Raw genomic sequence first — 21164 nt, 5'->3', positions numbered from 1 at the left:
CAACCGGCAGCAAGCCCACCAGCCTCCCTCGGCGGCCTGAGGTTGACAGAGGGTGTCTCATGCGCGCACGTAACTGCCGGGCGCCGCTTCACGAGGAGCGTGCGCGGCACTGCCCACCGCGGACGGTGCGTCGACCAGGTCGCCGGAGCGTTCGGTGAGCCATTCGGCCCAGCGAGGCCACCAGCTGCCGGCCACCTTCGTGGCGCCGGCCTTCCACTCGCCGGCCTTCGCCGGCCGTTCCGGATTGGCGAAGTAACTCGCTTTCGGGTTGCCCGGCGGGTTCAGGATGCTCTGGATGTGGCCCGAGTTGCTCAGCGCGAACTCGACGTCGCCGCCCAGCCTGCCCGCCGAGCGGTAGCAGGCCTCCCACGGCGTGATGTGGTCGGTGGTCCCGGCCATCACGAACGCGTCGCAGGTGACGTCGCCGAGGTCCAGCGGAGTGCCGTCGACTACGACCTCGCCCGGGTGCGCCAGCGCGTTGTCGCGGTAGATGTCGATGAGCTGCCCGTGGAACGCCGCGGGCAGCCGCGTGGTGTCGTTGTTCCAGTACAGGATGTCGAACGCGGGCGGACGTTTGCCGAGCAGATAGTTGTTGACCCAGTAGGACCAGATGAGATCGTTGGGGCGCAACAGGTTGAACACGCGCGACAGCTCGCGTCCGTCGAGCACTCCGCGCACGTGGGAGTTGCGTTTCGCCGCCGCGAGCGTCTCCTCGCTGGCGAACACGCCGAGCAGCGTCTTGTCCTCGGCCATGTCGAACACGCTCACGAACAGCGTCAGCGAGTGGACGGACCGCTTGCCGCGGGCGGCGAGCCACGCGGCCAGCGACACCGAGGTGATGCCGCCGGAACACGCGCCGGCGAGGTTCACGTCCGGACTGCCGGTGATCTCGGTGACGGCGTCGACGGCCTGCTCCAGCGCGTTGAGGTAGGTCCGCAGCGTCCAGTCGCGCTGGTCGGCGGTCGGATTGCGCCAGCTGACGATGAACGTCTGGAACCCCTGGTCCAGCGCGTAGCGGACGAAGCTCTTCTCCGGCGAGAGGTCGAAGACGTAGAACTTGTTGATCTGCGGCGGCGCGATGAGCAACGGCCGCTGCCGGACCTGCCCGGTGCGCGGGACGTACTGGATCAGCTCCAGCACCTCGTTGCGGAAGACGACCGAGCCCTCGGTGGTGGCGAGGTTCTCCCCCACGGCGAACTTCTCGCCGTCGACCTGGCTGGGGAAACCGCCGTTGTGCAGCAGGTCGCCGGCCAGCTGGCGGACGCCGGACAGCGCGCTGCCGCCGCCGGTGTCGATGAACCGTTTGAGCGCGGCCGGGTGCAGCGGCAGGTTGCTCGGCGCGAGCGCGTCGAGCCCGAGCGACAGCACGAACCGGGCCCGCTCGCGGTCCACTTCCGACAGCTGGGCGCCGCCGAGCCACGCGTCGAGTTCGGCGTCCGCGGCCAGGTACAACGCGAGCAGCCGGCGGTAGAGGAAGTTCTGCGTCCACGCGGGATCGGCGAAGCGGCGGTCCTTGGGCGCGGGCGTCAGCTCGCCGCGACCGCGGGCGGCGTCGACCGCGGTCCGGGCCAGCCGGCGCAGGCTCGAGGTGGTGTTCTTCGGGTGCTTGACGGCTTCGACCGCGACCGACCGCAGCGAGTCGAGCAGGTCCTTGCGGCGGAAACCGACGATCGGGTTGGGGCCGCCGATCGCGTCGGTGGCGGCGGCGGCCGTTTCGGGGCTGGACATGGCGCGGGGTTCCTTTCAGACGAAAGCGGACTGGCCGGTGAGCGCCCGGCCGACGATCAGGGTGTTCATCTCGCGCGTGCCCTCGTAGGAGTGGATGGCCTCGGCGTCCGCGACGAACCGGCCGACCTCGTACTCCAGGAGGATTCCGTTGCCGCCCATGAGTTCCCGGGCCATGCCGACGGTCTCGCGCATCTTCGTGGTGCAGAACGCCTTCGCGAGCGACGCCTGCTCCTCGGTCATCTTCCCGGCGTCCTGCAGCCGGGACAGCTGCGCGACGAGGCACAGCGACGCGGTGATGTTGCCGAGCATCTTCACCAGCAGGTCCTGCACGAGCTGGAAGCCGCCGATCGGGCGGCCGAACTGCCGGCGTTCCTTCGCGTAGGCCAGCGCCCGCTCATAGGCGCCGACGGAGCAGCCGACGGCCTGCCACGCCACCGAGGTCCGGGTCATCCGCAGCACGGCGGCGGTGTCGGCGAAGGTGTTCGCGTTCCGCAGCCGGTTCGCCTCGGGGACGCGGCAGTCTTCGAGGACGATGTGCGCGTTCTGCACGGTGCGCAGCGCGATCTTGCCCTTAATCTTCGCCGGGGTGAAGCCGGGCGTGCCCTTCTCGACGAGGAACCCCTTGACCTGGCCGTCCGCGACGTCCTTCGCCCAGATCACCACGACGTCGGCGAAGGTCGCGTTGCCGATCCACTTCTTCTCGCCGTCGAGGATCCAGGTGCTGCCTTCGCGGCGGGCGGTGGTCGTGAGCCCCCGGGAGGCGGCGGAGCCGACGTCGGGTTCGGTCAGCCCGAACGCCCCGATCTTCTCGAACCGGTGCATCGCCGGGAGCCACCGCTGCTTCTGCTCTTCGGAACCGCACAGGTAGATCGAGCCCATCGCGAGGCCGGTGTGCACGCCGAAGAACGTCGCGAACGACGGGTCGGTGCGGGCGAGGTCGAGGGTGACGAAACCGTCGAGCAGGCTCGTGCGCCCGGGCAGCCCCTGCCCGCGGTAGGAGAGGCCGCCGACGCCGAGTTCGCCGAGCGGGGCGACAAGGTGGTGCGGGAAGCGTTCGCGCTGCCAGTGCCAGTTCGCGACCGGCGCCACCTCGCGGTCGAGGAAGTCGCGCAGGCTCGCCAGCAGCGCCCGGTCTTCGCCGGGAAGGTCGCCGGCGAGGAGGTAGAAGTCCGAGGTGTCCATGCGAAGGACGGTAGGTTCGCGCGCTGGTCAGCGGACCTGTCCAAAGTTAGGCTCCGGGGTTATGCAGGTGGTGGCGACGAAGCTGCTCATCCCGCCGGCCCGGCCCGGCCTCGTCGCTCGGCCGCGCCTGCTGAGGCTGCTCGACGCCGCCGGCGCGCACCCGGTCACGCTCGTCACCGCGCCGGCCGGATTCGGCAAGAGCACGCTGGTCAGCACCTGGCTGCGCACCCGCGAAGGCCCCGCGGCCTGGCTGACGCTCGACCAGGACGACGACGTCCCCGGCCGTTTCCTCGACTGCCTCCTCACCGCGTTCGGCACGAGCCGCACCCTGCTCGACTCCGGCGCGGCGACCCCGGCGGTGATGACCGAGCTGGTCAACGAGCTGGTCGACGCCGACCGCGTCCTCGTGCTCGACGAAGCGCAGCTGCTGACCGACCCGGAGATCCTGGACGCGCTGACGTTCCTCGTCGAGCACTGCCCGCCGCGCGTGCATCTCGTGCTGCTCGGCCGTACCGAGCCGGACCTGCCGATCGCCCGCTGGCGCGGGCGCGGTCTGGTGGCCGAGATCGGCGCCGCGCAGCTGCGGTTCTCCCCCGCCGAGGCGGCCGGGCTCCTGGCAAGCGTCACCGGGCACGAGGTGGACCCGGCGACGGCGGACCGGCTCAACGACCATGCCGAGGGCTGGGCGGCGGCGCTGCAGATGCTCGGCATCGGCATGCGCGAGGGCGCCGCGGCGGCCCCGTCGGTGCGGTTCCGCCCGGGGAACCGCTACGTCCTCGACTACCTGGCCGAGGAGGTCGTCGCCGGGCAGCCTGCCGAGACACGCGAGTTCCTGGTGCGCACCAGCGTGGTCGAGACGTTCACGCCGTCGCTGGCGGACGCGATCACCGGGGATGCCTCCGGCGCCCGGATGATCCGCGACCTCGAGCGGGCGAACCTGTTCCTCACCCCGCTCGACGACGCCGGCGAATGGCATCGCTACCACGGGCTGTTCGCCGACTACCTGCGCGGCGAGCTGGACCCGGACGTCGCCGTCGAATGCCACGCGCGGGCGGCCCGGTGGTACGCCGCGCACGGAATGACCGCCGAAACGATCCGCCACGCGGTGCCCGGGCGCGAGACCGGACTGGCGATCGGCGTCGTCCGCGCGCAGGCCGAGGACCAGGTCCGGCGCGGCGAACTGGCGACGCTGCTCTCGTGGCTGAACCGCCTGCCCGACGAGGAAGTGCGCGCGCAACCGGATCTGGCCGGATTCAAGGGCTGGCTGCTGTATCTCGGCGGGCACATCGACGACGCCGAAACCTACGCCGCGGCCGCCGACGCCAGGATGGGCTCCGACGCGCCGGCCCAGGACCGCGCGATGCTGCGGACGTTCCAGGCCTACCTGGCGTTGACGCACAACCGCCCCGCCGAGGCCGCCGGGCTCGCGACCGAGGCACTCGACCTTCTCGGCGACAGCGACACGTCGTTCTTCCGCGCCGCGGCGATGGGCGTGCTCGGACAGGCGCGACGACTCACCGGAGACCGCCGCGGCGCGATCGAAATCCTGCGCGAAGCCGTCCGGCTGGGCGAACGAAGCGAAAACCCGCTGAGCACGTTGGAAGCCACCGGATACCTCGCGCCGCTGCTCTACGTCCAAGGCCGGTTGCGCGAAGCCGTCCTGCTCTGCCGCGACGCGCTGCGCGGGCGCGCGGACGTGCCGATGTCCGGCCTGGTCGAGATCCCGCTGGGCACTCTGCTCTACGAACGCGACGAACTCGCGGAAGCACGCACTCGCCTCCTCAACGGAATCGCGCGCTGCGACCAGCTCGGCACCACGTCCTACACCCTGCTCGGCTTGCGCACCCTCGCCCGGCTGCACCAGGCTTGCGGACGCACCGACGAAGGCTTCGAGGCGCTGTTCACCGCCCGCCGGCAAGCAGACGCCGCGGAGGACTACCGCCGCGCGAGACTGGTCGTGGCGACTATCGCCGAACTGCACCTGCGCTCCGGCAACGCACGCGCCGCCGACCAGGCGCTCGCCGAGATCAGCGGAGAACAACCGTCCTCTTCGGACTACGAACAACTGACCCGCGCCCGGCTGCTCATCGCACGTCGATCGCCGGCAGCCGCACTGGACGTGCTGCAGGCCCTGGAAGCCCGAGCCGACGACGAAGGCCGGGACGGAAGCCTCGCCGCGATCTTGACCGTCACCGCTCGCGCCCGCCACGCACTCGGCAAGTCCTTTGCGGACAGTCTGTCCCGCGCCGTGGAAATCGCCGCGAACGACGGCTACCGCCGCACCTTCCTCGACGAAGGACCAGGCCTGGTGCCGTTGCTGAAAACCGTCCGCGCCACGGCACCGGAGTTCGTCACGGATCTGCTGTCGCGCTTCGGCGCCGCACCCGCGACCCGAGGATCGGCACTGAAGACGGTCGAAGGCGTCGGCGTGGTCGAAACCCTGACCGAAACCCAGCGGCGCATCCTCGGCCTGATCGCGACGGGGATGTCGAACCAGCAGGTAGCGGACAAGCTGTTCATCACCGTCGGCACCACGAAGTGGCACGTGAACCAGATCTTCGGCCGGCTGCAGGCCCGCAACCGCACGGAGGCAGTGGCGCGGGCGCGACAGCTGGGACTGATCTAGTCTCCCGTGCCCGCACGCGGTCATAAGCCCGTGGTGACGAAAAGACAGGCAAGCACGGCGACGACCGGGATGACGACCAGGTTGATCCGTCTGGGTTCCAGAAAGCGACGAGCAAGGAAGGTGTCGCGGAACTCTCCTCAGTCGCGCGCCGCCCGTACGTGAAGTTGGAGGACGAACGCGAAGGCCAACAGTCCGATGTAGACGGACATGACCGCCCCGTACACGATCGGGCCGACCCGCGTCGAATGAAACAGGGCCGTAATACCGGCGACGATGACACCGACAACGAGGCAGCCGAGAACCACGGCTAAGTAGGCCCAACCGATGACGATCATGAACCGAGGGAAGGTGTCGTCGTCAAGGTCGTCGCGTTCAGCCTTGTCGAGCAGATCACGGCTGCGGCCGGCGATCTCCCCGTCGGCCCAGCGCCGCCGGTCACCGACGGAAGCGACCAAACGGACGACCCAGTGGGGAAAGTACCAAGTCTGCATGGCAGCCCCCTCGGAAGAGCGAGGCACCGCCGCGAGGCGACAACCCGCTCGTCATTGCTTGAGGTGACTCTATCGGTGCCGACGGTGCCGCGATCGCCACCTCGAACTGGCATCGGAGACGCCGCACCACCGCCAGTTGTCCAGCTGGAGTGCCGAACGTGTCTCCTCACGCTAGGTCGAGCAGGCCGCCGATGATGTCGCAGCGTCCGCGGCCTGCTGCGCCAGGCTCGTCGCCGAGTCATGCCCGGCGCACTCGACGAAGGCAGCCGCACCGGGAGCTCCATCAAGTACGCCGGGCACCGCACTCGGAGTCTTCGGCGTCGCACGCCGGTTCCGTGCGGCGAATCAGGCCAGCGGCGAGTACGTCGAGGCGTCGCCCGTCCGGGCCGTGCTGCGTACGCCGTCGATGCTGACCGGCACGTCTCCTGCGATGGTGACACGGTGGAGCCGGCGGGGAAGGTCGTCGTAGTCGGCGACTCCGTAGTGCTGGGTGGCCCGGTTGTCCCAGATCGCCAGGTCCCCGGGCGCCCATTGCCAGCGCACGGTGTTCTCAAGCCGGGTGATGCGCGCCTGCAACAACGCGAAGATCGCGTCGGATTCCGCGGCGGAAAGCCCGACCAGGCGTTTGACGAAGTGGCCGAGCAGCAGGACTCGCTCTCCGGTTTCCGGGTGCACGCGAACGACCGGGTGTTCGGTTTCGTAGGTGTCGGACCGGAATTCCTCCCGATAGGACCGTTCCTTGACGTCGACTCCGCCGATCCGGTGCTCGTCGGCGGTGCCCGCGTAGTCGTAGAGGTTGGTGTGGACCGCCCACAACCGGTCGGCCAGCGCTTTCAGCGACGCGGGGAGCGTCTCGTAGGCGATGGCGGTGTTCGCCCAGGTCGTCGTGCCGCCGTAGGCGGGGATGGTGACGGCGCGCAGCAGGCTGATCGCGGGGATCCGGTCGACGAAGGTGACGTCGGAGTGCCAGCTGTTGGCTTTCCCGTGCTGGGCGTCGATCGGCAGGATGTTGCCCAGCCCGGTGCTGCGCACCGTCGGATGCGGCTGGGTGAGCGTGCCGAGGCGGGCGGCGAATTCCTGTTGCCGCGCGTCGTCGAGATGATGCTGGTCGCGGAAGAAGACCACCTTGTTCGCGAGCAGCGCCGCACGGATCCCGGCGACGGTCTCGGCGGGCAGGTCTCCGCCGAGCCGCACGCCGTCGATGCGCGCGCCGATGCCGGAGCCCAGTTTGCGCACCGCGAGGCGCGTGTCCACCGAGTCGGTCACGTCGAGAGTCATCGTGTGCTCCTGTTCCATTCGTCCGGACGTTCTCCGGATTTGCCCGGCCGTCATCAGACTGGGGTCGATCGCCGGCGAGAATCAAGATTGCGTTCAGCGTGAAATTAATTCGTCTCAGATTCCGGGCCGGATTGACGGCACGTTCGGCGGTGGCGAGGGTCGCCGCCATGAATAACGCCCGCCTCGCCGCCGCCGGGACCGTACGGGTTCCGGCCGCCGCGCCAGATGATGAGACACCGTTGCCCGCCCGCGCCGCCCCTGCCAGCCTGGGCTCATGTTTCCGGCACGCGCCCTGATCTCGCGCCTGCACGTCGACCTCCGGCGGCAGGCCAGCGCGATCTGTTCCGCGCCGCGCTGACCCAGCGAATCCGGCGCCGCCCGAAATGATCATCGCGATCGCCGGCGCGGCCGAACCCGCCTTCTGACCACCCCGCATTTCGCGATCTCGTTTCGCGAGCATTTTTTCTTGTCGCAAAGGTAAGGAACAAATTCGTGACGACCAACCGACGGCAATTTCTCGGTCTTTCCTTGCTGGGCCTCGCGGCGACCGCCGTCGGGTGCGGCACGGCCACCGGCGCCACCAAGACCTTGCGGTATCAGGGCTGGGCCGGCCAGGTCACGCCGCCCGAGCTCGCGGCCGACCTCGGCTTCCTGCAGGACGTGAAGCTGCAGTGGGTGGGCAACACGATCAGCGGGCCGCAGGACATCCAGTCGGCCGCCACCGGCCAGGTGGACTTCGGCGGGGCGTTCAACGGGGCGGTGGTCAAGCTGGCCGCGGCCAACGCCCCGATCACCTCGGTGATCAGCTACTACGGGGTCGACAAGACCGCATGGAACGGCTTCTACGTGGCGGACGGCAGCCCGATCCGTTCGCCGCGGGACCTGGTGGGCAAGAAGGTCGGGATGAACACCCTCGGCGCGCACTCCGAGGCGATGCTCGACATCTACCTGCAGCGCAACGGGCTCGCCAAGGACGACATCGGCAAGGTCGAGCCGGTCGTGGTGCCGCCGGTGAACACCGAGCAGTCCCTGCGCCAGGGCCAGATCGAGGTCGGGGTGCTCGGCGACATCCTGCGGGACAAGGCGCTCGCGCGCGGCGGCATCCGCAAGCTGTTCGACGACTACCAGCTGCTTGGCGCCTTCAGCGCCGGCACCTACGTGTTCCGGAAGGATTTCGTCGAGCGGAACCCGGACACAGTGCGCACGTTCGTCGCCGGGGTGGGCAAGGCCATCGAGTGGAGCAAGTCCACGCCGCGCGCGGCGGTGATCGAACGGTTCACGAAGATCGTCTCCGACCGCAAGCGCAACGAGGATCCCGACGCGCTCAAGTACTGGACCTCGTTCGGGGTCGCCGGCCCGGGCGGGTTGATCCAGGACCGGGAACTGCAGTTGTGGATCGACTGGCTCGGAAGCCGCGGCGACGTCAAACCGGGCTCGGTGAAGCCGGCCGACCTCTACACCAACCGCTTCAACCCGCACGCGAACGGAAAGGGATGAACGGGATGACCGCCAAGATCAGCTTCGCCGGCGTCGGCAAGACGTTCCCGGTCCGCGGCGCCGCGACCGCGCTCACCGCGCTCGAAGGAATCGACCTGGACATCTCCGCCGGGGAGTTCGTGGTGATCGTCGGACCGAGCGGCTGCGGCAAATCCACTCTGCTCGACCTGCTCGGCGGACTGTCCGAACCGGACGCCGGGCGGATCCTGCTCGACGGCGCGCCGGTGGACGGACCGGGCCGCGACCGCGGCATCGTCTTCCAGCAGTACGCGCTGTTGCCCTGGCGCACCGCCTTGGGCAACGTCGAGTTCGGGCTGGAGGCGACTGGCGTGCCGCGCGCCGGGCGGGCCGCGCGCGCCGAGGAGTACCTGGAACTGGTCGGCCTGGCCGAGTTCGCCGACCGGCACCCGCACGAACTGTCCGGCGGGATGAAGCAGCGCGTGGCCATCGCGCGCAGCCTCGCCTACGACCCGGACGTGCTGCTGATGGACGAACCGTTCGCCGCACTGGACGCGCAAACCCGCGAATCGCTGCAGGACGAGTTGCTGCGCATCTGGCGGCGCACCGGGAAAACGATCGTGTTCATCACGCACGGCATCGACGAGGCCGTCTATCTGGGACAGCGCGTCGCGGTGCTGACCTCGCGGCCGGGCCGGGTCAAGAGCGTCGTCGGCATCGACCTGCCGCACCGCGAAGAGGCCGACGATGTCCGGTCCAGCCCGGAATTCGCCCGCTACCGCCACGAAATCTGGGCCCTGCTGCACGACGAAGTGACTCGTGCGCACGAGCTGGAGAAGGAGGCCCTCGGAGCATGAGCACCACGACTGTGTCCGAGCCGACCGCGACGGAACTCGCGCCGCGGGCCGCGTCTGCCCCGCCCGCCGCGCCCCGCGCCGGCGGCCGGGTCCGCTCCCGTCTGCGGGCCGCGTTCACGAAAAGCATCGCGCTCGTCCTGCTGCTCGCCGCCTGGGAGGTACTGCCTCGCACCGGTGCGGTGGACCCGGTTTTCCTGCCGCCTTTCCACGAGGTGCTCGCCGCGCTGGCAGGTCTCGCCGGCGACGGGCAACTGGCCACGCACATCGAGGCGAGCCTGACGCGGTCGCTCTCCGGGTTCGCCCTCGCGGTCGCGTTCGCGGTGCCGCTGGGCGTGCTGATCGGCTGGTACAAACCGGTTTCCGACGTGCTGACCCCGGTGGTGCAGGTGTTCCTCAACACCGCGGCGCTCGCTCTGCTGCCGGTGTTCGTCCTGGTGCTGGGCATCGGCGAAACGTCCAAGATCGCGATCGTGTGCTACGCCTGCACCTGGCCGATCCTGCTCAACACGATCAGCGCGGTGCGCACCGTCGATCCGACCTTGCTGAAGCTGGCCCGGTCGCTGGACCTGGGCCCGTTGGCGCTGTTCGGGAAAGTCGTGCTGCCCGCCGCGGTGCCGACGATCTTCACCGGCGTCCGGCTCGCCGGCGCGTCGGCGATCGTGGTGGTCATCGCCGCCGAGATGGTCGGTGCGAAGGCCGGGCTCGGCTACCTGATCAACGCCTCGCAGTACAACTTCGCCATCGCGCAGATGTACGCCGGGATCGTCACGATCTCGGTCATCGGCGTCCTGTTCAACCAGCTGCTGGTGACGGTGGAGCGCCGCTTCACGTCCTGGCGCGTCTGAGAAGGGAACCGACATGGACGCACTCGAACTGGCCGCGGACGTGTTCGTGGCCGGCGGCGGCCCGGCCGCGACCTGGGCGGCGTTGCAGGCGGCCCGCGACGGCGCCCAGGTGGTGCTGGCGGACAAGGGTTTCTGCGGCACCAGCGGCGCGACCGCGGCGGCGGGCACCGGCGTCTGGTACGTGCCGCCGGAGCCGGCGGCCCGGGAGGCCGCGATGGCCAGCAGGGAAGAGCTGGGCGGCCGCCTGGCCGACCGCCGCTGGGCGGCCCGGGTGCTGCGGGAAACCTACGACCGGATGAACGAGCTGGCGGTCGTGGCCCGGTACCCGTTCCCGGTCGGCGAGGACGGCGCCCAGCTGCGCACCGGGTTGCAGGGCCCGGAGTACCTGCGCCGGATGCGGATCCTCGTCCGCCGGGCCGGGGTGCGGGTGCTCGACCACAGCCCGGTGACCGAACTGCTCGCCGACCCGTCCGGGGCGGTAGCCGGCGCGGCCGGATACCGACGGCAAGCGCGCCAGCCTTACCGGGTACGGGCCGGCGCGGTCGTCCTCGCGACCGGCGGATGCGCGTTTCTGTCCAAGGCGCTCGGCTGCGACGTCAACACCGGCGACGGCGCGTTGTTCGCGGTCGAAGCGGGCGCGGAACTGTCCGGGATGGAGTTCTCCAACGCCTACGGCATCGCGCCGGAGGGCACCTCGGTCACCAAGACCGCGTTCTACCACTTCGCGACGTTCTACCGCGCCGACGGGAGCGTGCTGGAGGGCGCCAGCGGGATCCGGCGCACGCCGATCGCCCGGGAACTGCTGACCGGCAAGGTGTTCTGCCGGCTCGATCTCGCCGACGAGCGGGCTCGCACGGCAATGCGCTTGGCACAGCCCAACTTCTTCCTCACCTTCGACCGGATGGGCATCGACCCGTTCCGCGAAAAGTTCCCGATCACCCTGCTGGCCGAGGGAACCGTGCGCGGCACCGGCGGCATCCGGATCGTGTCCGACGACTGCGCGACCACGGTGCCCGGGCTCTACGCGGCCGGCGACGCGGCAACGCGCGAGCTGATCTGCGGCGGTTTCACCGGCGGCGGCAGCCACAACGCGGCATGGGCGATCTCCTCGGGCACCTGGGCCGGACGCGGTGCTGCCCGCTACGCCCGTTCCCTCGGCGTCCGGGCGACCGGACGCCGGGTGCGCGCGCTCGGCGAGGCAGGACTGCGCCCGTCCGGCCCGCCCCGCGACGAGCACCGGGAAATAGTGGCGGGCGTGCAGCGCGAAGTATTGCCCTACGACAAGAACTACCTGCGCCACGGCAACGCGCTGACCGCTTCCCTCGCCGAACTCGACGGCCTCTGGACGCAGCTGCGGACCTCATTGGGCGGAGCCGGTGAATCGGCCGTGCGGACCCGGCAGGCCGCGGCGATGACCGCGCACGCGCGGTGGATGTACCGCGCCGCCCTCGCCCGCCCGGAAAGCCGCGGCATGGCCAAGCGGCTCGACTTCCCCGACCAGGATTCCGCCCAGCAGCACCGGCTCCGCACCGGCGGACTCGATCAGGTGTGGGTCCGTCCGGAACGGACCGCCGAAGCGGCGGCGGGGGCGGCGTCGTGATCGAGGTGGTGTCCGCGCAGCGCTGCCTCAGCTGCGACAAGTGCATCGAGGTCTGCCCGACGAACGTGTTCGACCGCGGTCCCGGGGGCATTCCGGTGATCAGCCGGCAATCCGATTGCCAGACCTGCTTCCACTGCGAAGCGAACTGCCCAGCCGACGCCCTGTTCGTCTCGCCCCGCACCGCGCCGCTCGCCGCGGCGCCGGATGCCGAGCAGCTCGCCGAAGACGGACTGCTCGGCAGCTATCGCGAACGTCTCGGCTGGGGCCGCGGCCGCACCCCCGGCGCGCGACTCGCCATCGGACCGCCGCTCCGGCCGGATGCCGGGGCGATCACGAGTTGACGCTGCCCGTGACCGCCCCTCCTCTCCCGTCCGCCGACCGCGGAGCCAACCCCGCCGCGGTGCTGCTGCGCGCCGTGCTGGCGCACGGACCGGTCGCGCGCGGCACCGTGGCCGGGCTGACCGGGCTCAGCCCGGCCGGCATCAGCAGGCACTGCGCCGGCCTGGCGCGGCTCGGCCTGCTCACGACCCGGCCGGCGCGCGGGCACCCGGCAGCCGGACGTCCCCGTGCCGAACTCGACATCGCCACCAACCGGCACAGCGTGTTCGGCGTGCACATCGCGCACCACTTCGCGACCCTGGCCGAACTGGACCTGCGCGGCCGCGTGCGGGCACAGGAACGGGTGCCGCACGCGGACGCCGAGCCCGAGCGGGTGCTGGCCGGCCTCGCGGCGCGGCTGCACCGGTTCCGCCGGCAACGCCTGCCCGGCCGGATCCCGATCGGCCTCGGAGTCGCCTGCGGCGGCTGGGTCGACCCGGACGCCGGCATGATCGTCGACCATTCCTCGCTGGGCTGGCACGACGTGGCCGCCGGGCCGATCCTGTCGGAACTGACCGGCCTGCCGACCCGGATCGACGGCCACGCCCGCGCACTGGCCGCCGCGGAGGCCCTGTTCGGCAGCGCCCGGGACAGCGAATCGGTCGCGCACCTGTTCGTCGGGAACGTCGTCGACGCGGCCTTCGTGTCCGGCGGTCTGCTGCACCGAGGCCCCGGTTCGGCCGCCGGCACGGTAGCCCACCTGCCGCTGGGCGATCCGCGGACTCCCTGCGCGTGCGGCCGCTCCGGCTGTCTGGAAACCACTGTCACGGACTGGGCAGTGACCGCCGCGGCGGGTGCCGATATGTCCATTGTGGACCTCGTGGCAGCGGCGGTGTCCGGGGACGGCGCCGCCCGCACGGCGCTGCTGTCTCGCGCACAGACCGTCGGTCGGGCGGCCGCGCTGCTGTTCGATCTGGTCAACCCGGAACTGCTGATCGTCACCGAGGCCGGAATCGCGCACCTGCCGGAATGCCTCGCCGCGTTGCGCGCCGAGATCACCGCCCATTCGCGGGGACGGGTAGACGCTGAACGCCGAGTGCTCCCCAGCAGTTTCGCCGCTGCCGACGTGCTCGCGGTCGCCGCCGGCGCGGTGCAGCTGGACGCCCTCTACACCGATCCGCACGCCCTGTCCGACCGGCTCGCGCCGGCCGGCGTTCACCACACCCGGGCAGACTCGACCTCATCAGGGCACGTCTTCTCCACAAAGGCCGCCCCATCCCAGGAATGACTGCCACCAGGCAAAAGGCGGGGAAGGGACCTCCGTCGGCGGGTACCTGGCCGATACGGAGCGAGCTGCGCTGGGCAACGGTCTCACCACAGGTAACGAAGTACGCTGCCAAGCCCATTTCGCGGCATTCGCGAGATCGACATCCTCCTCGGTGCTGAAGGCGAACACACCGGCGACGGGTCCGAACACCTCCTCGCGTGCGAGTCCGACCTGGCTGGGCCCAAGGAGTCGCCGCTGAAGAGGACAGTCGCGTAGCCAGCCAGTCCGGCGCAATGTCGTCCGGGAAGTCCGCGCTGATTGCACCGGTCTCCCGTTTCAGCATGCTCCGCTCTGCGCGTTCACTCGCTGCGCGCGACTTCGTGTCGCACCGACCCAGTCGAGCCGGTGCGCATGCGGGCGGCGACCATCGCCGACATCAGGGAGGCTCTCGGGTCTCCCAGATCGCCGGGGTTCACGGTCGCGACGCGGGCTGCCACGAGGCGGCCGATCTCCGCAGTGGAGGCGCGCATCTCGGCCCCGGCCAGCGCTGGAAGCTCGGCCAGTACTGCCGCTGTCGCGGCCTCGCACGCCAATGCTGCGTCGCGTTCGCCCAAGGACGCCAGGCACAAGGCCGCCGAGAAAATCGCGGCCGCCGGATTGGCGTACCCGCGGCCGGCGATGTCCGGGGCGGAGCCGTGGATGGGCTCGAACATGCTCGGCGCGGTGCCCCGGGGGTTGAAGTTCGCCCCCGCGGCCACGCCCAGCCCGCCGATCACGGTGGCGGCGAGGTCGCTGATGATGTCGCCGAACAGGTTGTCGGTGACGACCACGTCGAAGCGGCCGGGATGCAGCGGCAGGTGCAGGCACATCGCGTCGGCGTGCACATAGTCGCGCTCGACGTCCGGGTAGTCCGCCCCGACTTCCTCGACCACGCTCTCCCACAGCCGGCCCGCCTCGACCAGGATGTTCGTCTTGTGGCACAACGTCAGCCGATTGCGACGGGCGGCCGCCAGCCGGAACGCGAACTCGACGCACTCGCGCGTCGCGGCCGCCGTGGTGATCGAGTTCTGCACGGCGGTGGCGTTCGGCGTGCCGGCATGCACGGTGGATCCGCCGCCGGCATAAAGGCCTTCGGTGTTTTCCCGGACGACGACGAGGTCGCAGTTCTCCGGCGTGACCCCGGCGACCGGGCTGGGCACGCCCGGATAGAGCCGCGCGGGCCGGATGTTCACCGACTGCCGGAAGGCGACGCGCAGGGCGACGATCAGTCCGCGCTCCAGCACCCCCGGCGGCACCCGCGGATCCCCGACCGCGCCGAGCAGGAGAGCGTCGTGCGCGCGCAGCCACTCGACGTCCGCGGTGTCGAGCACGCTTCCCGTCCGCAGGTAATGCTCGGCACCCAAATCGTAGTGCGTGGCGGTGATTTCGAAGCCGAACCGTTCGGCGGCGGCGTCCACCACCGCGAGCGCCGCGGCGGTCACTTCCGGGCCGATGCCGTCGCCGGCGATGACGCCGAGGTCGTGCGCGGTCATGTCGTTTCTCCTGAGCAGGTCAGTGAAGGGAGCGTCCGCCGTCGACGGCGATGGTCGAGCCGGTGAGATAGCCGTTCGTCCCGGCGAGCACGATCGCCTCGGCCAGCTCGTCGGCCGTGCCGTCGCGACCGACGAGATAACCCTGCCGCGCGGCAACGGCGTCGCGCGCGGCAGGCGACCGGCCTCGTTGTGCGGCGCGGGCCATCGGCGTGTCCACCAGCCCTGGGCACACGCAGTTGACCCGGATCCCGCGCGGCGCGAGGTCCAGCGCCATCGACCGGGCAAGCCCGACCGCAGCGGACTTGGACGCGACGTACGCGGCCATCTCCGCGATGGGTCGCAGTCCCGCGGCCGACGCGACAACGACGATCGCCGCGCCCTCGCCCATCAGCGGGAGCAGCGCCCGGCTCACCGTCCACACCGCCTTCACGTTGACGGCGAACGCCCGGTCCCAGTCCTCGTCCGCCTGCTCGGACGGGGTGTCGACCGCGCCGACCGCGACCGTGCCCGCACAGTGCACCAGCAATTCCACCTGCCGCCCGGCCAGTCGCGACGCCAGCGCCCGCACAGATGCCGCGTCGGTCACGTCGACCGGGTCCGCTCCCGCGACCGGATGCAGGTCCGCCACCACGACGTCGGTTCCCGCCGCCCGCAGCCGGGCGACGACCGCGGCGCCGATCCCGCTGGCTCCGCCCGTCACCACGGCGGTCATCCGGCGACCAGCCCGGGCCGGACGCGTTCGGCGTAGTCGGCGCAGGAGAGGAACTCGGCCCGGCCCGAAGACAGCAGATGTTCGACCAGCTGCTCCAGCGCCCACAACCGCGACGGGCGGCCGATGAACTGGGGGTGGGTGGCGAGCATGAAGTGCGTGCCTTCCTCGCGCGACAGGCCGTCGAATTCCCGGGTCCACGTCTCCAGCACGGCCGACGGCGCGGACATCACCCGGCCGGTGACCCGGTTGCTGTACATGAAGACCGGGGTGTCGACCAGCGGCCAGGCGAACGGGATCTCGACGATCCCGGTGGTGCGCCCGTCGTCCTCGAGCAGGTGGACGGAGTCGCTGTCGAAGAGGTTGGAGGAGAAGATCATCCCGTGCTCCTCCATCAGCGAGACCGAATGCGGGGTCAGTTCCGCCGCCGGTGACCGCCAGCCCCTCGGCGCCCGCCCGGTCGCCTTGACGATCGCCTCCGCGGCCCGGCCGAACTCTTCGGCCTCCTGGTCCCGTCCGAGGGTGTCCGACCAGGTGTGGGTGTGGCTGTGGTGCTCGATGACGAACCCGGCGTCCAGGATCGACTCGATCGCCGCCGGATAGCGTTCCACGACCTGTCCCGGGACGAAGAAGGTCGCGCCGATGCCGTAGCGCTTCAGCAGGGCGAGGATTCTCGGCAGGCCCACGTTCGGGCCGTAGTGCCCCTGGGAAACCCAGACCGGCTTCGCGGCGCCGGCCGGGTCGCGGGCGGTCCACAGCAGCTCGGCGTCCATGTCGAAGGTGAGCAGGACGGGCGTGGTCATCGGGGCGCTCCCTGAACTTCGCGGTTACTGGTCTGAACAGATGCTAGGTTGACAGTATGTTCACGCCGGTCGGGAAAACACGGGCCTTCGAAGCGGTGGTCGCCCAGATCGAAGAGGCGATCTACGCCGGTGACTACGCCCCGGGCGATTTCCTCCCGCCCGAGCGCACGCTGGTGGACAACTTCGGCGTCGGCCGCTCGACGATCCGGGAGGCGCTGCGCATCCTGGAGAGCATGGGCTTGGTCCGCACCAGCTCCGGGAGCCGGACCGGGCCGGAGGTCTGCGGCACCGTCACCCCGGGCCTGACCCGCATGCTGCGGGGTGCCGTCAAGCTGGAGGGCGTCCCGGTTTTCGAGGTCGTGCAGTACCGGATGATCGCCGGCGCGGCCGCCAACCGGCTGGCCGCGCATTTCCGCACCGACGAACAGCTGGCGCTGATGGCCGAGGCGATCCGCGCCATGGAAGGCGCCGAAGACGCGGCGGCATTCGCCGCGGCGGACAACAGCTTCCACGACGTCGTGCGCGAGGCGGCAGGAAACCGGCTGCTCGCCGTCGTCAGCCGGGTGATCCAGGACGCGACGCTCGACATGGTCGCGAGCGCGGTCGACCCGGAGACCGGCGACCCGGCGACCCGGGACAGCTTCATCGCCGAGCACCGGCGGATCCTCGCCGCCATCTCCGGTCGCGACGGGGAAACGGCGGCCCGGCTGGCCGGGCAGACCCTGTACGACGGCTACGCCGGGCAGCTCGACGAGGACCAGCGCGCCCGGCTCGCCGCGCTGCTGCCCTCGTAGCGCCATCACGGCCATGGCGCGAGCCGCGGCGCGTACACGTGCTGTTGCACCGCTTCGGCGATGTCGAGCAGCCGATCCTCCGAACCGGGACGGCCGAGCACCTGCAGGCCCACGGGCATGCCCGAGTGCGTTCCGCACGGCACCGTGATGGCCGGATAACCGGTGTAGTTCGCGAGGAACGTGTACGCGACCAGTTCGCGGCGCGCGTCTTCCGGCAGTGCGTCGCTCGGCCCGCCGGCACCTTCCGGCGCGATCGTGCCGGTGGTCGGGGTGAGGACGAAGTCGACGTCGTGCAGCAGCCGGTCCAGATGGTCGGCCGCGGCGTCGCCCCGGCTCAGCGACTCGGAATAGGCCGCGCCGCTCACTGATGCCGCGCGTTCCAGGTGATGCCGGGTATAGGGAGCGAGGAGCCGTCGAGCCGCCGCGTCGGCGAGCATCCGGTCTCCGCCGGTCGACAGCCGGTCCGCCATCATCGCGTCGTAGAAGGGATCCGCGAACCGGGGCGTCTCCAGGCTCAGGGCGGTGTCTTCGACGTCGTAGCCGTCGACCTCGGCCAGTTTCCCGGCGGCTGCCCGGACGAGGCAGACGACATCGCGGTCGGCGGCGCGCCCGCTGTCCGGGACCCACCGGAGCCGCGTCGGGCCCGGGCGACCCCGCTGCGCGGCATCGCGGTCGACGAACTCGCGGGTGCCCCGTTCGGCGATTTCCGCGCCGCGCATCGCTTCCCACATCGCCCGAGCGTCCGCGACGCGCAGGGACAGCGGACCGGGGACGGAAAACCTCCGCGTGCCGATGAAACCTCCCCCGGCCGGCACCGCGCCCCGGGACGGTTTGAGCCCGACTGTCCCGCACAGTGCCGCGGGGATGCGGACCGAACCGCCGCCGTCGCTGCCGAGGGCGACCGGAGTGAGTCCGGCGGCGACTGACGCGGCCGCTCCGCCGCTGGAACCGCCGCAGATGCGCGCCGGGTCCCACGGGTTCACGGTTTCCGGCTGGAGTTCGTTGAGGGTGCGGATGTAGATCGCGAACTCGGGCGTGTTCGTCTTCCCGACCAGCACGCCGCCCGCGCGACGGATCCGGGCGACCACCGGGGCGTCCTCGTCGGGGACATGCCCGGCGAAGACCGCGGACCCGTAGGTGGTCCGGACCCCCGCAGTGTCGTAGGTGTCCTTGGCGGAGAACGGAATCCCGTGCATGGGCCCAGCCGGTTCGGCCGTGCGGTCGAGCGCGGCGGCCTCCGCCGTCGCGCGCTCCTCGCAGACGGTGAGAAACGACCGCAGGAACGGGTCGTGCTCCCGGATCCGGTCCAGGCTCGCCCGCACGACCGGCGCCGATCGCGCGCACCCGAGATCAGGCGCTGTCGCCATTGCGTCCATCCTTACCCGCCGAAGATCGACCAGCCGCCGTCGACGGCGAGAGTTTGCCCGGTGACATAAGAGGAATCCGCGGAAAGCAGGAACCGCACGACGGTCGCGATCTCGCTCGGGTACCCGAGCCGCCCGAGCGGCGTCCGGTTCAGCACCGCTTCCTCGTCCAGCAGCCCGCGCGCGAAGTTGCGCTCCACCAACGGAGTCCGGATGGTGCCTGGGGCGACCGCGTTGACCCGGATGCGCTGCCCTGCCCACTCGGCGGCCAGCTGCCGGACCAGCCCTTCGAGCCCTGCTTTCACCGAGCCGTAACCGGTCCGTCCAGCAAGCGCTTGCCCAGCCGCCAAGCTCGACATGCCCACGACCGCTCCGCCCCGGACGGCGAGCAGCGGCCGGGCCAGCCGGAGCAGCCGGGCGGCGGCGGCGACGTGCACCTCGAACAACCCGTGCCAGTCCTCGTCTGCCACATCAGGGAACGGTTTCGTCAGGCCCGCACCCGCATTGCTGACTATTCCGTCGAGCCGGCCGAACCGCGTTTCAGCGGTCGCGACCAGAGCCGTGGCGGTGCCCGGATCGGCGACGTCACCGGCTACCGCGGCGCACTCCGCGCTTTCGGCCCGGACGTCGTCGGCCGCCTCAGCGAGCGCAGCGTCGTCGCCGAGCCCGTGCACCACAATGTCCCAGCCGCTGCGCGCGAGCTCGACCGCGCACGCCCGGCCGATGCCCGACGACGAGCCGGTCACGATCGCCGCTGGCCGGTTCATCGGTCCTGCAGCGAACTGAAGGCGGTCTCCCGCATCCGGACGTAGACGATGAAGGTCGGGATCGCCGCGAGCATCGCCCAGAACGCCGGAGCGATCGGCGTGCCCAGCCAGGCGATCAGCGCCGTCGCGATAAACGGGGCGGTGCCGCCGAACAGCGCCGAGCTCAGGTTGTAGGGCAACGCCATCGCGGAATACCGCAGCCGGGTCGGGAACATTTCCGTGATGCCCGCGGTGCCCGGCCCGGAGTAGCAGGACATGATCAGCATCGCGGGAACCTGCACGGCCAGTGCCACCAGGAACGAACCGCGCGACATCAGCAGGTAGATCGGGATCGCCGACACGAAGAACGCGACCGCGTGCGTGATCAGGATCGGCCGCCGCCCGAAGCGGTCCGACAGCCGCCCGACCAACAGCGTGAACAGCGCGTAGAGGACGGTGCCGATCACGTTGACGAGGTAGGCCTTGCCCAGGCTCAAACCGGCTTCGTTGCGCAGGAACGTCGGGGTGTAGGTCAGGAAGGTGTAGAAGCCGATGTTGGGCAGCGCGGTGTAGAAGAACGCGATCACCATCGCCCGGCGCTGGGTCAGCACCGCTTCCTGGGTCGGCTTCTCCGCGATGTCGCCGGTCTTGCGCAGGGCCTCGAAATGCGGGGTGTCCTCCATCCGGAACCTGATGTAGAAACCGACCGCGCCCAGCGGCAGCGCCACCAGGAAGGGGATGCGCCAGCCCCAGCTGGTCAGCAGTTCGCTGGAGCCGAGGTTGGTGATCGCGGTGACGATCAGGACACCGGCGAGCGTGCCGGTGATGACGCTGAACTGCTGCCAGCTGGAAATCCAGCCGCGGCGGTGGGCGGGAGCGTTCTCGATCATCATCGTGGCCGACCCGGTGAACTCGCCGCCGGCCGAGAAGCCCTGGACAAGCCGGAGCACGAGGAGCAGCAACGGCGCGGCGACGCCGGCGCTCGCGAAGGTCGGGAGCAGGCCCATGCAGACGGTGCTGAGCGAAACCATGATCAGCGCCAGCCCGAGCGCGGTGCGCCGGCCGCGCCGGTCGCCGAGCTGCCCGAAGAACAGGCCGCCCAGCGGGCGCACGACGAAGCCGACCCCGAACACGGCGAAGGTCGACAAGGTCGAGGCCACGCCGTTGTGGCTCGGGAAGAACAACGACGAGATGACCGGACTGAGCGCGGCGTATACCCCGTAGTCGAACCATTCGATGAAATTGCCGATGCCGCCGGCCAAGACAGCGCGTCGAGCGCTCGGCGCGGTGCAGACCTCCGACGCGGGCGACGCTGCCCGGGCGACTCTGGTCACGGTGCCTCCATGAAAGGCCGAGCTATCTACCTAGCTACTGGTCAGACCAGACTGTAGGTCCTTTGCCGCTCCGCGTCCAGGACCAGCTCTCTCAGCCGACGGGTTCGGGGTTCGAGCGCTGATGGCGCACACCAGAAACCCAAAGCCCGCCAAGGGATTCCCGCTAGTTTCAGGGTTTCGCTGGCGGCCTTCGATCTTGCATGCGGGCCCGGAGCGCTCAGTCACCGACCGCCAC

The 21164-nt window shown here is 70.5% G+C and carries 19 protein-coding genes; 9 read left to right on the top strand and 10 right to left on the bottom strand.

What is annotated here, in order from left to right; translation table 11 throughout:
- Positions 1 to 57: 57 nt before the first annotated feature.
- Positions 58 to 1728 (bottom strand): alpha/beta fold hydrolase, encoded by a 1671-nt coding sequence (locus tag L942_RS12775; protein WP_037359336.1) that lies wholly within the window; start codon positions 1726 to 1728, stop codon positions 58 to 60.
- 15 nt (positions 1729 to 1743) lie between these two features.
- Positions 1744 to 2910: an acyl-CoA dehydrogenase family protein gene (locus L942_RS12770; RefSeq protein ID WP_037359335.1), complete on the bottom strand. Its 1167-nt coding sequence runs from the start codon at positions 2908 to 2910 to the stop codon at positions 1744 to 1746.
- Positions 2911 to 2971: 61 nt separating this feature from the next.
- Here L942_RS12770 and L942_RS12765 point away from each other — a divergent pair, with 61 nt between their 5' ends.
- Positions 2972 to 5536: a LuxR C-terminal-related transcriptional regulator gene (locus L942_RS12765; protein WP_037359332.1), complete on the top strand. Its 2565-nt coding sequence runs from the start codon at positions 2972 to 2974 to the stop codon at positions 5534 to 5536.
- A 137-nt stretch (positions 5537 to 5673) separates the two neighbouring features.
- Here L942_RS12765 and L942_RS12760 read toward each other — a convergent pair whose 3' ends face one another.
- Together L942_RS12760 and L942_RS12755 are read right to left on the bottom strand one after the other, a co-directional pair.
- Entirely contained in the window at positions 5674 to 6027 is a 354-nt protein-coding gene (locus L942_RS12760; protein ID WP_037359328.1) for a hypothetical protein, read from the bottom strand.
- A gap of 345 nt (positions 6028 to 6372) precedes the next feature.
- On the bottom strand, positions 6373 to 7305 hold the full coding sequence (locus tag L942_RS12755) for a TauD/TfdA dioxygenase family protein (RefSeq protein WP_037359400.1): 933 nt from the start codon (positions 7303 to 7305) through the stop codon (positions 6373 to 6375).
- A 274-nt stretch (positions 7306 to 7579) separates the two neighbouring features.
- On the opposite strand from L942_RS12755, the gene L942_RS46155 reads away from it, so the two are divergent.
- The 7 genes from L942_RS46155 (at position 7580) to L942_RS12725 (ending at position 13668) form a co-directional block, all read left to right on the top strand.
- Positions 7580 to 7663 (top strand): putative leader peptide, encoded by an 84-nt coding sequence (locus L942_RS46155; protein WP_369094763.1) that lies wholly within the window; start codon positions 7580 to 7582, stop codon positions 7661 to 7663.
- Positions 7664 to 7797: 134 nt separating this feature from the next.
- Positions 7798 to 8802 (top strand): ABC transporter substrate-binding protein, encoded by a 1005-nt coding sequence (locus L942_RS12750; RefSeq protein ID WP_037359326.1) that lies wholly within the window; start codon positions 7798 to 7800, stop codon positions 8800 to 8802.
- Positions 8803 to 8807: 5 nt separating this feature from the next.
- Positions 8808 to 9617, top strand: coding sequence for an ABC transporter ATP-binding protein (locus tag L942_RS12745; RefSeq protein ID WP_037359397.1), 810 nt, complete (start codon positions 8808 to 8810; stop codon positions 9615 to 9617).
- Positions 9614 to 10462 carry an ABC transporter permease gene (locus L942_RS12740; RefSeq protein ID WP_037359324.1) on the top strand — a complete coding sequence of 283 codons (849 nt, stop codon included), beginning with the start codon at positions 9614 to 9616 and terminating at the stop codon, positions 10460 to 10462. Before L942_RS12745 ends, L942_RS12740 begins: the two co-directional genes overlap by 4 nt.
- Positions 10463 to 10475: 13 nt before the next feature.
- Entirely contained in the window at positions 10476 to 12062 is a 1587-nt protein-coding gene (locus L942_RS12735; protein ID WP_037359321.1) for an FAD-dependent oxidoreductase, read from the top strand.
- The gene (locus L942_RS12730) at positions 12059 to 12403 is read left to right on the top strand and encodes a 4Fe-4S dicluster domain-containing protein (RefSeq protein ID WP_037359394.1); all 345 of its coding nucleotides are present in this window, start codon (positions 12059 to 12061) and stop codon (positions 12401 to 12403) included. The genes L942_RS12735 and L942_RS12730 overlap by 4 nt, the downstream gene beginning before the upstream one ends.
- 8 nt (positions 12404 to 12411) lie before the next feature.
- Positions 12412 to 13668 carry an ROK family transcriptional regulator gene (locus tag L942_RS12725; protein ID WP_051165907.1) on the top strand — a complete coding sequence of 419 codons (1257 nt, stop codon included), beginning with the start codon at positions 12412 to 12414 and terminating at the stop codon, positions 13666 to 13668.
- A gap of 338 nt (positions 13669 to 14006) precedes the next feature.
- Here the strand turns inward: L942_RS12725 and L942_RS12720 are convergent, their stop codons facing one another.
- From L942_RS12720 to L942_RS12710, 3 genes are read right to left on the bottom strand one after another with little or no spacing between them, the layout of a single operon-like run.
- The gene (locus L942_RS12720) at positions 14007 to 15179 is read right to left on the bottom strand and encodes a 3-isopropylmalate dehydrogenase (protein WP_051165906.1); all 1173 of its coding nucleotides are present in this window, start codon (positions 15177 to 15179) and stop codon (positions 14007 to 14009) included.
- A gap of 19 nt (positions 15180 to 15198) precedes the next feature.
- Positions 15199 to 15891 carry an SDR family NAD(P)-dependent oxidoreductase gene (locus L942_RS12715; RefSeq protein ID WP_037359318.1) on the bottom strand — a complete coding sequence of 231 codons (693 nt, stop codon included), beginning with the start codon at positions 15889 to 15891 and terminating at the stop codon, positions 15199 to 15201.
- Positions 15888 to 16691, bottom strand: a complete 804-nt coding sequence (locus L942_RS12710) for a polysaccharide deacetylase family protein (RefSeq protein ID WP_037359316.1) — start codon at positions 16689 to 16691, stop codon at positions 15888 to 15890. Before L942_RS12710 ends, L942_RS12715 begins: the two co-directional genes overlap by 4 nt.
- 56 nt (positions 16692 to 16747) lie before the next feature.
- On the opposite strand from L942_RS12710, the gene L942_RS12705 reads away from it, so the two are divergent.
- Positions 16748 to 17485: a FadR/GntR family transcriptional regulator gene (locus tag L942_RS12705; RefSeq protein ID WP_037359314.1), complete on the top strand. Its 738-nt coding sequence runs from the start codon at positions 16748 to 16750 to the stop codon at positions 17483 to 17485.
- A 5-nt stretch (positions 17486 to 17490) separates the two neighbouring features.
- On the opposite strand, the gene L942_RS12700 is transcribed toward L942_RS12705, so the two are convergent.
- The 3 genes from L942_RS12700 to L942_RS12690 are packed head-to-tail and all read right to left on the bottom strand — an operon-like array spanning position 17491 to position 20929.
- Positions 17491 to 18852: an amidase gene (locus L942_RS12700; protein WP_037359311.1), complete on the bottom strand. Its 1362-nt coding sequence runs from the start codon at positions 18850 to 18852 to the stop codon at positions 17491 to 17493.
- 11 nt (positions 18853 to 18863) lie between these two features.
- Positions 18864 to 19616 carry an SDR family NAD(P)-dependent oxidoreductase gene (locus tag L942_RS12695; protein WP_037359308.1) on the bottom strand — a complete coding sequence of 251 codons (753 nt, stop codon included), beginning with the start codon at positions 19614 to 19616 and terminating at the stop codon, positions 18864 to 18866.
- Positions 19613 to 20929: an MFS transporter gene (locus L942_RS12690; protein WP_051165905.1), complete on the bottom strand. Its 1317-nt coding sequence runs from the start codon at positions 20927 to 20929 to the stop codon at positions 19613 to 19615. Before L942_RS12690 ends, L942_RS12695 begins: the two co-directional genes overlap by 4 nt.
- Between the last annotated feature and the right edge of the window lie 235 nt (positions 20930 to 21164).

Origin of the sequence: Amycolatopsis orientalis DSM 43388 (genome assembly GCF_000411975.1) — a bacterium.
GTDB classification, from domain to species: domain Bacteria; phylum Actinomycetota; class Actinomycetes; order Mycobacteriales; family Pseudonocardiaceae; genus Amycolatopsis; species Amycolatopsis orientalis_D.
This window is presented reverse-complemented; position numbering and strand designations above follow the sequence as displayed.